General features: G+C 70.1%; 11 protein-coding genes. 1 reads left to right on the top strand and 10 read right to left on the bottom strand.

Features of this window, described 5'->3' with window-relative positions:
- Positions 1-24 precede the first annotated feature (24 nt).
- On the bottom strand, positions 25-885 hold the full coding sequence (locus P5P86_RS04315) for an oxidoreductase (RefSeq protein WP_280610058.1): 861 nt from the start codon (positions 883-885) through the stop codon (positions 25-27).
- A 102-nt stretch (positions 886-987) separates the two neighbouring features.
- Between P5P86_RS04315 and P5P86_RS04310 the strand changes: the two genes are divergently transcribed.
- Positions 988-1,812, top strand: a complete 825-nt coding sequence (locus P5P86_RS04310; protein ID WP_280610057.1) for a helix-turn-helix domain-containing protein — start codon at positions 988-990, stop codon at positions 1,810-1,812.
- A 70-nt stretch (positions 1,813-1,882) separates the two neighbouring features.
- On the opposite strand, the gene P5P86_RS04305 is transcribed toward P5P86_RS04310, so the two are convergent.
- The 9 genes from P5P86_RS04305 to P5P86_RS04265 are packed head-to-tail and all read right to left on the bottom strand — an operon-like array spanning position 1,883 to position 10,955.
- Positions 1,883-2,473: a hypothetical protein gene (locus tag P5P86_RS04305; RefSeq protein WP_280610056.1), complete on the bottom strand. Its 591-nt coding sequence runs from the start codon at positions 2,471-2,473 to the stop codon at positions 1,883-1,885.
- On the bottom strand, positions 2,470-3,108 hold the full coding sequence (locus P5P86_RS04300; RefSeq protein WP_280610055.1) for an Rv1363c family protein: 639 nt from the start codon (positions 3,106-3,108) through the stop codon (positions 2,470-2,472). Before P5P86_RS04300 ends, P5P86_RS04305 begins: the two co-directional genes overlap by 4 nt.
- A complete protein-coding gene (locus P5P86_RS04295; RefSeq protein WP_280610054.1) occupies positions 3,105-4,280 on the bottom strand; it encodes an MlaD family protein in 1,176 nt (391 codons plus the stop codon). The genes P5P86_RS04300 and P5P86_RS04295 overlap by 4 nt, the downstream gene beginning before the upstream one ends.
- A 5-nt stretch (positions 4,281-4,285) precedes the next feature.
- Positions 4,286-5,644: an MCE family protein gene (locus tag P5P86_RS04290; RefSeq protein ID WP_280610053.1), complete on the bottom strand. Its 1,359-nt coding sequence runs from the start codon at positions 5,642-5,644 to the stop codon at positions 4,286-4,288.
- Entirely contained in the window at positions 5,641-6,660 is a 1,020-nt protein-coding gene (locus P5P86_RS04285; protein ID WP_280610052.1) for an MCE family protein, read from the bottom strand. Before P5P86_RS04285 ends, P5P86_RS04290 begins: the two co-directional genes overlap by 4 nt.
- A gap of 11 nt (positions 6,661-6,671) precedes the next feature.
- Positions 6,672-7,688: an MCE family protein gene (locus tag P5P86_RS04280; RefSeq protein ID WP_280610051.1), complete on the bottom strand. Its 1,017-nt coding sequence runs from the start codon at positions 7,686-7,688 to the stop codon at positions 6,672-6,674.
- Complete coding sequence (locus P5P86_RS04275; RefSeq protein ID WP_280610050.1) at positions 7,688-8,692, bottom strand: MCE family protein; 1,005 nt, start codon at positions 8,690-8,692, stop codon at positions 7,688-7,690. Before P5P86_RS04275 ends, P5P86_RS04280 begins: the two co-directional genes overlap by 1 nt.
- A complete protein-coding gene (locus P5P86_RS04270; protein WP_280610049.1) occupies positions 8,689-10,098 on the bottom strand; it encodes an MCE family protein in 1,410 nt (469 codons plus the stop codon). The genes P5P86_RS04275 and P5P86_RS04270 overlap by 4 nt, the downstream gene beginning before the upstream one ends.
- Positions 10,095-10,955: an MlaE family ABC transporter permease gene (locus P5P86_RS04265; RefSeq protein ID WP_280610048.1), complete on the bottom strand. Its 861-nt coding sequence runs from the start codon at positions 10,953-10,955 to the stop codon at positions 10,095-10,097. The genes P5P86_RS04270 and P5P86_RS04265 overlap by 4 nt, the downstream gene beginning before the upstream one ends.
- Positions 10,956-10,957: the final 2 nt, after the last annotated feature.

The raw sequence follows: 10,957 nt of genomic DNA, 5'->3' as shown, positions 1-10,957 counted from the left end.
TGGTCTCCGGCGGACGGGCAGCGGTCAGCCGGCGATGGCGTCGAGCTCGGCGACCGCGTCCGCCGGCAGCTCGAGCTGGGCGCCGGCGACGTTCTCGCGCAGGTGCGCCACCGAGGAGGTGCCCGGGATGAGCAGGATGTTCGGTGAGCGCTGAAGCAGCCAGGCCTGCGCCACCGCCAACGGCGTCGCGCCGAGCCGTGCGGCGACGGCGTCCAGGGCGCCGGACTGCAGCGGCGAGAAGCCCCCGAGGGGGAAGTAGGGCACGAACGCGATGCCCTGCTCGGCGGTCAGCGCGACCAGGTCGTCATCGGCACGGTGGGCGAGGTTGTAGAAGTTCTGCACACACACCACCGGCGCGATCTGCTGGGCCTCGGCGAGCTGCTCGGCGTCGACCGTGCTCAGCCCGAGGTGGCGGATCAGGCCCTGCTCGCGCAGCTCGGCCAGTGCCTCGAACATCTCCGCGATCAAGCCCGGCTCGGGCGCGTCGAGGCCGCCGACGCGCAGGTTGACCACGTCGATGACGTCGCGGCCGAGGTGCTCGAGGTTGTCGTGCACCTGCTGGCGCAGCTCCTCCGGCGAGCGGGCGTGCGGCCAGCCGCCCTGGTCGTCGCGACGCGCGCCGACCTTGGTCACGATCACCAGGTCGTCGGCGTACGGCGCCAGCGCCTCGCGGATGATCTCGTTGGTCACCACCGGCCCGTAGAAGTCGGCGGTGTCGATGTGTCGGATGCCGAGCTCGACGGCCGTGCGCAGCACCGCGATCGCCTCGTCGCGGTCGCGGGGCGGCCCGAAGACGCCGGGGCCGGCGAGCTGCATCGCGCCGTATCCGACGCGCGGGACGGTGAGGTCACCGAGGGAGTAGGTTCCACCAAGTTGTTCTGCCATGTCCTCCACCCTGCCCGGTCGATCCAGCGGGCGGGAGAGCCCTGGTGATCCTGGGGGTGGCAGGACCAGGATCGGGACTGCCGCGGCGCCTAGAGTGTCAGCGTGGTGAATCCCCTCGGCGACTACCTGCGTGCCCGCCGTGCCCAGGTCGACCCGACGTCGGTCGGCATCGTGGTCAGCGGCGTCCGCCGTACGCCGGGCCTGCGGCGCGAGGAGGTCGCCACGCTGGCCGGGATCAGCGCCGACTACTACCTGCGCCTGGAGCAGGGCCGCGACCGCAACCCGTCGCCGCAGGTGCTGGAGTCGCTGGCACGCGTGCTGCGGTTGGACGCCACCGCCACCGCCTACCTGCTCGGTCTGCCCTCGGCCTCAGGTCGGCAGCGCCGGACGGCGCCGCGCACGCAGCAGCGAGTGCCGGTCGGGGTCCTGCAGCTGCTCGGCTCGCTGACCCTGCCGGCCTTCGTGGAGAGCCGGACCTTCGACGTCCTGGCCGCCAACCCGCTCGCGACGGCCCTCTACCCGAGCATCGTGCCCGGTGCTAACCGGCTGCGCTCGACCTTCCTCGACCCCGACGACCGCGCCCGCAACCCGCGCTGGGAGCGCGATGTCGCCGACATGGTCGCCGGCCTGCGCGTCTCGCTCGGCCCGGAGGTCGCCGACCCCGCGTTCGTCACCCTGGTCGGTGAGCTCTCCTTGGCCAGCCAGCACTTCCGCGAGCTGTGGGCCCGGCACGACGTACGCCCCCTCGCCGGCGGCCTCCTGGAGCTGGAGCACCCCGACGTCGGCCGACTCGAGCTGCGCCGCGAGAAGCTCGCCATCGGCGACTCGGGCGGTCAGCTGCTGGTGATCTACCACGCCGAACCGGGATCGGAGACGGCGCGTTCGCTGCGGCTGCTGGGGTCGTTGAGCGCTGTTGAGTTGGGGTAGTCCGGGGCGGACATCAGGGGTATCCCGCCGGTAGGGCTGATCTGCGCCCCGGACTATCCCGACCATGAGCTCATAGCGGCTTGAGGCCGGTCACCTTCCAGACCCCACCGGTCTTGGTCGCATCCACGCTGAGCTGGGCAGCGGAGACGCTGGCCTCGCTGTCGGTCTTGCGCTGGGAGGACTGGTCCAGGAAGACCAGCAGGGTGGCGGTGGAGTCGGTCAGGGTCTTGACGGCGGCGCTCTGCACCTGAGCGCTCAGCACCAGCTGCTGGCCGGGGGCCTTCTGCTCCAGGGTCTTGAACAGCGTGTCGTACTGCGACCTGGCCTGTCCGGCGAGCAGCTTGGCGGCGGCCTCCTGCGTGGTGGCCGGGTCGGCATAGTCGTAGCTGAACACCTTCGCCAGCGCCTGCGAGACCTGTGACTGCACCTCGGCCGTCGCCGTCGCGTCGACGAGGGCGTGGTTGCGGGAGGAGTCGCCCGAGCGCAGGTCGTGGGCCCTCGAGAACCCGACGATGCCGACAGCGAGCATCAGCGCCGCCGCGACCAGCGCCACCCACGACAGCAGCCGGCGGCGGCGCGACGCACCGGCGGGCTCGGGGGCGGCAGGCTCGGGCGTGCGCGCAGGCGTGGGGTCGGGTGTCGCCATCGTCTCCTCGATCACGAGATGTCCACCGCCACCTGCTGCAGGTCCTCCACCAGCCACCGACCGTGGACCTCGACGAGGTCGGCCTTGAACCGGTTCCGCTTCAGCGTCGGCTGGGCGGTCGTGTCCTGGCCGTCGCGCACCGTCACCTCGACCGAGGCGAGCACGGTGGCGGTGTCGTCCGCGAGCGAGAACACGGCCGCGTCGACGACCTTCCCGGTCGAGATCTTCTTCTGGTCCTCCAGCAGCTTGCGCTGGTCGGCGGTGACCTGGCCGAGCTGGTCGTGCAGCGTCCCGGTCGTCACCGCGCTCCACGCCTTCAACCCGGCATCGACGTGCCGGTAGTCCAGGGAGTTGAGCGTCTCGATGTGGGACGTGGCCGCGATCAGCACCGCGTCCCGCGTCTGTGCCAGCGCCCGGTCACCGTCGTGGTCGGCCCGCCACCAGGACAGGAGCCCTGCGACCAGCACCAGCAGCGCCACGACCGCCACGGCCGCGGGCCACCAGCGCCGTACGGCACCGCCTCGCGGCCGCGCGGCCTCGGAAGCCTCGGGCGCCTCGGGCGCCTCGGGAGCCTCGGGCGCCTCGACAGGCTCCGCAGACGACGTCGGCTCCGCTGACGAGCCGATCAGCTCGGTCTTGTCGGCCGTCACTGTGCACCTCCGAGGAGATCGGCGAGGGAGCTGGGCACCGAGACCCGTGCGGTCGCCTTGCCGGCGCCCGAGCCGGAGCTCACCGCGCTGGGTCCCAGGACGTCCTTGCCCGAGGAGGTCGCCGCGGTGCAGCCGGCGTCGAGGTTGAGCGACCCGCTGCTGGAGGTGTCGGTCCCGGAGTGCATGGCGGTGCCACCGTAGCCCTGGGTGCAGGGCAACGGGTCGAAGAACGTCGGGATCATGCCGAAGTCCATGCCCTGCGATCCGCTGACCGCATAGCCCACGCTGACCGCTTCGGGGACCCGGACCAGCGTGTCCTGCAACCCGTCGGCGTTGGTGCCGAAGATCTGTGCCGTGCTGATGAGGTTGCCCATCAGGGTGCCGAGCGGCCTGCCGACCTGGTCGAAGAGCTCACCGAGCTGGCGGGCCGCGTCGGGCGAGTTCTGGATCAGGGTCCGCAGATCGCCGTCGGAGCTCTTCAGGGTCTTGGCGATCACGTCGAGGTCCGAGCTGTAGCCGCGGATGTCCGCCGCCGACTCCTCCTGGGTCTTGAGCACCGTGGCGGAGTCGTGGATCAACGCCTGGCTGACCAGCCAGTTGTCGTCGGCCTGCTTCTGGAACTGCTGCGAGGTGGAGATCAGCCGGCGCAGGTCGCCGGAGACGCCGTGGGACAGGTCGTAGCTCTCGTCGATCACCGTCTTGAGGTCATCGGTGGGCACCGAGGCGGCGAAGTCGGCGGTGTCCTGCAGCAGCCCCGACAGGTCGGGCGGCAGGGTCGCTGCGGCGGCCTCGATCCGGTCGCCGTCGGCGAGGTGCTTCCCGCTCGAGGCGCTGGGGCCGCCGAGGTCGAGGTACTGCTCACCGATGGTGGAGCGGTCCGCGACGGTCACGGTCGGGTGGGCCGGGAGGTCGGGCGCATCGGAGGAGATCCGCAGGGTCGCCTCGACACCGTCGGCGGTCGGCTCGAGCTGCTTGATCCGGCCGACCGGCACGCCGCGGTAGGTGACCTCGCCGTTGGCGAACAGCCCGCCTGCGTCGGCGAGCTCCACCCGGACGGTGTAGCCGGAGTCGACCAGGCTGATGCCGGCGTACTTGGCGCCGAGGTAGGCCGAGGCGATCAGGCCGAGGACGACGAAGGCGATCAGCTTGATGCGCACGGAGCTGGTGACCACGCCTGTCACCTCCCTTCGCTGTCGGAGGAGGCGGTGCCGGCGAGGGAGCCGACCGGTGACGACGTGCCGGCGGCCGCGCCCGACCCGGAGCTGGAGGACGACCCCGACCCGGCCGGGCTACCGTCCGCCGAGGCCGACGGCGTCTGCGACAGGATGCTCGGTCCCGGCACCGTGTCCGAGGACGCACCGGCGATCGGGGAGTCGGTGGCCGGCAGCAGCGTCGGGGGCGCCTCGGTCGCGGTGGGAGAGGCGGGAGGGATTCCGCCGGTCCGCTTCGAGGCGCCCACCGACGTGCGACCCACCGCAGGCCACGCGCAGCCCTCTTCCGCACATCCGGAGGGAACGGTGCGGAAGTTGGTGGTCATGAAGACGTTGAGGTAGTCGCCCTTGATCGCCCCGAGCACGGAGTCGGGGAAGGGGTAGGTCAACAGGATCTGCAGGGAGTTCGGCAGGTCCGAGCCCGCCCGGGCCAGCTTGGTCAGGATCGGATCCAGGGTCTTGAAGTCGGCGACGATGTCCTGCTGCGACCGGTCGAGGGTCGAGACGGTGACGTCGGAGAGCTTGTCGAGCGACTGCAGCATCGCCACCAGCTGCGGGCGCTGGTCGGAGAGCACCTTCATCCCGGGGCTGAGGTTGTCCAGCGCGTTGGCGATCTGGTCGTCGTCGTGCTGCAACGCGGTCGAGAGGTGGTCGAGGCCGTCGAGGGCAGCGGTGATCGCGCCCTTGCGCTGGTCCAGCGTGGAGACGAACCGATTGATCTGGCCGAGGAAGTCCCGGATCTCGTCCGTGCGGCCGTCACCGATCTTCTGCAGCTCCCGGGAGATCTCCTGGAACTGCCCGATCCCGCCTCCGTTCAGCACCATCGAGAGCGCACCGAGCACCTGCTCGACCTCGACCGACTCCGAGGTCGAGGCCAGCGGCAGCCTGGCGCCGTCCCGCAACTGCGGACCGGCCTGTACGGCGGCAGCCGACGTCGTGCCGTCACCGGAGCCGGCACTGCCCGGCGGCACCAGGGCGACGTACTTCTCCCCCAGCAACGAGGTCTGCTCGATCCGAGCGGTGGTGCCGACCGGAAGCGTGGCGTCCCGGTTGACCTGGAGGGTCACCTTGGCGCTGTGACCGTCAGGCTCCAGCGCGATGTGCGAGACCCGGCCGACGGCGACGTTGTTGACCTTCACGCTGGATTGCGGGACCAGGTCCAGCACGTCGGCGAAATCGGCTGTCAGCGTCAGCGGGTGGGAGCCGAGCTTGGCGCCACCGGGCAGGTTCGCGTTGTAGATCCAGCCGCCGAAGGAGCAGCCGGACAGGGCGAGCGTGGCGGCCACCGTGCCGACGACCGAGACGAGCAGGCGACGGCGCTTCACCGGTCATCCCCCAGTCCCGGGATGAGGGTCGGCGGCGCGTTCGCGGAGGTGCGCCCCGACAGCCCGTCCTTGGCCCACAGGCTGAGCTCGTTGAGGTCGGCACGGCCCTCGATGGTGTTGGACGTGACGTCGTAGGCCTGCAGGAAGTCCTGCAGGGCCAGCGGGATCAGCTTGACCGCCTCGCGCAACGACTTCTTCTGGTTCACCAGCACCTGGGTGGGACCGACCAGCTTCTGCACGCTCGCCTTGAGCTGGTCGCGGTTGTCCTTGATGAAGCCGTCGAGGTCGGCCATTGCGTCGCCGAGGTTGGCGACCGCCGCGGCCATGTCGTCCCGGTCGCCGGCCAGCTCGTCGGTGACGGCGGCGAACTGGCGGTTGATCCCGGCGACGCTGGTGTCGTGCTGGGCCAGGACCTTGTTGATCGACTCCAGGTTGCCGATGGTGGCGAAGAGGTCGTCCCCCGAGTCCGCCAGCGTTCCGGTGGCCTTGCCGAACTCTCCGATCATCGTGTTGATGTCCTTGCCGTTGCCCTGCAGGTTGGCGGCCGCGACCTGCAGCAGCCGGGAGAGCGCACCGTTCTTGTTGGCACCGTCGGGACCGAGGTCCTTCGCGATGCTGTCCAGGCTCTGGTAGAGCTTGTCGACCTCGACCGGGACGGCGGTCCGCGTGATCGTGGCGCCGCTGGCCAATCGCTTGCCCGAGGTGTAGGGCGTGGTCAGCTGCACGTACCTGTCGCTGACCAGCGTCGGCGCGATGATGACCGCGGCGGTGTCGGCGGCCACCTTCTGGCCGCGGTCGAGGCGCATCGTCACCCGGACCTTGTCGCCGGTCGGTTCGACGGCGGTGACGGTGCCCACCGGCACGCCGAGGATCTCCACGTCCGAGCCCCGGTAGAGCCCGACGGTCGAGTCGAAGAGTGCGCTGAAGGTCGTCCCCCCGCCGCGCATCAGCCGCAGGCCGGTCACGCCCACGGCCAGGAGGGCGACGACGATGAGCGGAACGATGATCCGGCGCATGCCCGAGGACCTCACTTCGCACCTCCGGGGTGACAGTTGCGCACCACGTCGTTGTTCAGGAGCGGCGCGTCCCCGTCGTCGAACAGCCCGCAGGCGTAGGCGTCGATCCAGCGGCCGTTGCCCATCGCGGAGGTCAGCATCCGGTAGTAGGGACCGATCTTCTGCACGGCGTCGTCGAGGTTGTCCTGGTTCTGCTGGAGGATCTCGGAGACCTTGTCCAGCTTCTCCAGCGCGGGGGTGAGCTGCTTCTGGTTCTCGTGCACCAGGGCGCTGACCTCGGTGCCGAGCGCGGCGGTGCCTTGCAGCAGCTCCTTGATCGCGTCCCGGCGCTGATCGAGCTCGGTGAGCAGGTCGTTGCCGTTGTCGACGATCCTGGCCAGCTCGTCGTCCCGGTCGGAGATCGTCTTGGTGACCGAGGTCGTCTTGGCGAACAGCTCGGCGAGCTGGGTGTCCCGGCTGGAGATCGTCTTGGAGAGGGCCGTCAGCCCGCTGACCATCGAGCGCACCGAGGCCGGCGTGTCCTTGAACGCCTCGGAGAGCGTGTCGAGGCTCCTCTCCAGTTGGCCGGTGTCGATCTGGCCGACGTCGGTGGCCAGGTCGGAGAAGGCGGCGTTCACGTCGTACGGCGTGGTGGTGTGCTCGACCGGGATCGGGTGCTCGAGCGGCTTGGTGCCGGCCGGGTCGAGCGCCAGGTACTTCTGCCCGAGCAGGGTCTTCACGTCGACCGCCGCCGTCGTCTGGTCCTTCAAGGTCACACCCTTGACCCGGAAGGAGACCACCACCCGGTCCCCGTCGAGGGCGATCCCGGTGACCTTGCCGACCTTGACCCCGGCGACGCGGACCTCGTTGCCCTTCTTCAGGCCGCCGGACTCGGCGAAGTAGGCCTTGACCACCTTGCCGCCCCCGATCACCGGCAGCGCGTCGGCACGGAAGGTGACGAAGAACGCGAGCCCGAGCAGGACCAGGCCGACCACGGCGATGACGATCTTGTTCCGCTCGGCGAAGGAGAGGGGGTAGCGACGGCTCATCAGCTGCACCTCGGCGCGACGGGGTTGGCTCCGAGATCGCCGAAGTAGCCATCGGGGAGCGGGATCTCGCCCTGGATCGAGCAGACGTAGAAGTTGAGCCACGAGCCGTAGCTCGCGGTGCGGCCGATGGCGTCGAGCTTGGTCGGCAGTGTCTTGAGCATGCTGTCGAGCTGGTCGCCGCTGGAGAGGTTGTCCGACAGCTCGCCCAGCGAGGCGATGTCCTTCTTCAGCGGAGCCCGGCTCTTGCCCAGCAGGTCGGCCACGCTGGTGGTCAGCTCGCCCAGGCCGCCGATCGTGTCGCCGATGGTGGTGCGGTCGGCGGCCAGTCCGCTGACCAGCTGCTCCAGGGTGACGAGGGTCGTGTCGAGCTGGTCGGAGTGCGCGTCGACCACGCCCATCACGTCGTTGAGGTTGGTGATCAGGTCGCCGATCACCTGGTCTCGGTCGGCGAGGGTGGAGGTCAGGCTGGCGGTGCTCGAGAGCAGATCGCTGACGGTCGGGCCCTCGCCCTGGAAGACGGCGATGATCTCGCCGCTGAGGGTGTTGACGTCCTTGGGGTCGAGGAACTGGAACAGCGGCTGGAAGCCGTTGAACAACAGCGTCAGGTCCAGGGCCGGTTTGGTCTGCGCGAGCGTGAAGGTGTAGCCGGCCGGCAGAGCGGGTGCGGCCGAGTCGGCCGGGTGCAGGTCGATGTAGCGCTGCCCGACCAGGTTGCGGAAGCGCAGCTCGGCGGTGGAGCCCTCGTCCAACGGCGCCGAGTCGGCGACGGTGAAGGTCACCTTGGCGATGTCGTTGTCATGGAGGGCGACCCGGGTGACCGTGCCGATCTTCACCCCGGCCATCCGGACGTCGTCGCCCTTGTTCAGGCTGGTCACGTCGGAGAACAGCGCGCTGTAGGTGCGGTGCGGTCCCGAGGAGCCGTTGCGGATCACGCTGGCGAGCGTGACGGTGGCCAGCACCGTCACGACGGTGAACACGATGCTCTTGATCAGGGTCGCCCTCATCGCAGCGTCACCTCCGTGCCGCGCAGCACCGGGCCGAGCAGCAGGCTGCCCCATCGCGGGTACTGCGAGGGCGACATCCCCACGCTCGGCGCGACCAGCTCGGCGATCAGCTCGTTCTCCGCAGGAGAGTTGGCGTCGCCGAGACCCGCCGCGGCCAGGTCGGCCGCCGGGTTGGTGCTGGTGGTGTCGACGTCGGCCGAGGAGCTTGTCGAGGAGCCGGCCGAGGTGCCTGCCGAGGAGCTCGCCGAGCCACTCGGCGAGGTCAGAGCGCTCGGCAGCAGGTCCGACGGGGGCGCCGGGATCGTCGGCGGCTCGTCCTCGACGCCGGCGGTGGCGGTCCGCCCGACGGCGGAGGTGCCGACCTGACCGGTCTGGTAGGGACAGCGCGGGCCGCCGGAGGTGGCGGTGTAGGCGTCCTTGCCGGCGACGTACTTGCCGCGTGAGGGCTCGACACTGAGGACCACGTGCATGCCCGGCTCCTTGGTGCCCTTGCCGAGGGTCCTGTCCATCACCGGCACGAAGTCGGCGGTCGCCTTGAGCAGGCACGGGAACTCCGAGGCGTACGGCGCGACCGCCTGCAGCGCCTTGCGGCTCTGCTTCGACAGCACCGTGATGGTCTGGGAGTTGTCGTCCATGAAGCCGGTGGTGATGTCGGAGGCGGTCAGCACGTTGGCGAAGACACTGCTGAGCTGGGTCTGCTCCTGGACCAGGGTGTGCGAGGTGGTCGTCATGGTGTCGAGGGCGTCGAGGAGGTCGGGCACCGCATCGGCGTAGGTGTCGGCGACCTTCCCCAGCGAGGCGAAGTCGTCGGCCAGCTGCGGCACGTCCGGATTGATCTTGTGGAAGTAGTCGGCCCAGGAGGCCAGGTTGTCGCCGATGGCGTCGCCCTCGCCTCGCAGCATCGCTGCCAGCTCGCCGAGGGTGGCCTGCAGCTTCTGCGGTTCCAGCGCCTGCAGCAGGGGAAGCAGGTGGTCGAACACGTCCTGCAGCTGGACCGCCTCGTCCGAGCTGTCCTGGGCGATGGTCGCACCGGCGGCGAGTCCGCCCGGGCTGCTCGAGCTGGGCGCGACGAGGTCGACGTACCGCTCGCCGAAGAGGGTCTTGGGCAGCAGCAGCGCCGTGGTGTCGGCCGGCAGCGTCTTGACCACCGACGGCTCGAGCGCGAGCGTGAGCCGGGCGCCGGACTGGGTGGGCGCGATCGCCGACACCTCGCCGACCGGCACCCCGTGGTACTTCACATCCGATCCCTTCTGCAGGGCGTTGCCCATCGAAGAGGTGGTCAAGGTGATGTCCGAGCGGTGCGTGAACGCCTTGTTGTAGATCAGCACCACGCTGGCCAGGAAGGCGACCACGACGAGCAGGTAGCCCAGTCCGAGGAAGGCGTCCACGATGCGGGTGCGGCTCATCCGGCGATCCTCACCGTCGTCGTGCTGCCCCACATGGCCAGCGAGAGCAGCAGGTCGAGGACCGCGACGGTGACGATGGTCCGCCGCACCGAGTGACCGACGGCGATGCCCACGCCCGCGGGGCCACCGCTCGCGCGATAGCCGATCCGGCAGTGGATCATGATGGTGATCACGGCGAAGATCAGCACCTTGAGGAACGAGAGCCCGATGTCGACCGGCGGCAGGAACAGGTGGAAGTAGTGGTCGTAGGTGCCGGGTGACTGGCCGCGGAAGTAGACGGTCACGATCCGCGAGCCGGCGTAGGAGGTCAGCAGCCCGATCACATAGAGCGGGATGATCGCGACGAAGCCGGCGATCACCCGCGTGGTCACCAGGAACGGCACCGCCGGGATGCCGATGACCCGCAGCGCGTCGATCTCCTCGCTGATCCGCATCGAGCCGAGCTGGGCGGTGAAGCCCGCCCCGACGGTCGCCGAGAGCGCCAGCGCGGCGACCAGCGGGGCGATCTCCCGGGTGTTGAAGTAGGCCGAGATGAAGCCGTTGAGGGTCGCGGTGCCGATCTGGTCGAGGGCGGCGTACCCCTGCATGCCGACCACCGTGCCGACGAACAGGGACATCCCGACCATCACGCCGATGGTGCCGCCGATGACCGCGAGCGCACCCGAGCCGAAGCTGACCTCCGAGAGCAGCGCCAGGATCTCCTTGGGGTAGCGCCGCAGCGCGTAGGGGATCGCCGCCAGCACCCGGCCGTAGAACCGCAGGTCGGCGCCCGCCTGGACCAGACCGTCGAGCGACCTGTCCCACCAGGGCCGCTTCGTCGTACGGCGCGCCTGCCGGGGAGCTGTCGCATCCGCCATGC

It is taken from the genome of Nocardioides sp. BP30 (assembly GCF_029873215.1).
Taxonomy (GTDB): Bacteria; Actinomycetota; Actinomycetes; order Propionibacteriales; family Nocardioidaceae; genus Nocardioides.
The sequence above is the reverse complement of the archived record's forward strand: the minus strand, read 5'-3'. Positions and strand labels throughout refer to the sequence as shown.

What these genes read in the sequence shown, in the direction of transcription:
- P5P86_RS04315 (WP_280610058.1), bottom strand. Translation starts at nt 885, where the DNA reads ATGGCAGAACAACTTGGTGGAACCTACTCCCTCGGTGACCTCACCGTC.
- P5P86_RS04285 (WP_280610052.1), bottom strand. Translation starts at nt 6,660, where the DNA reads ATGCGCCGGATCATCGTTCCGCTCATCGTCGTCGCCCTCCTGGCCGTG.
- P5P86_RS04280 (WP_280610051.1), bottom strand. Translation starts at nt 7,688, where the DNA reads ATGAGCCGTCGCTACCCCCTCTCCTTCGCCGAGCGGAACAAGATCGTC.
- P5P86_RS04275 (WP_280610050.1), bottom strand. Translation starts at nt 8,692, where the DNA reads ATGAGGGCGACCCTGATCAAGAGCATCGTGTTCACCGTCGTGACGGTG.
- P5P86_RS04270 (WP_280610049.1), bottom strand. Translation starts at nt 10,098, where the DNA reads ATGAGCCGCACCCGCATCGTGGACGCCTTCCTCGGACTGGGCTACCTG.
- P5P86_RS04265 (WP_280610048.1), bottom strand. Translation starts at nt 10,955, where the DNA reads ATGGCGGATGCGACAGCTCCCCGGCAGGCGCGCCGTACGACGAAGCGG.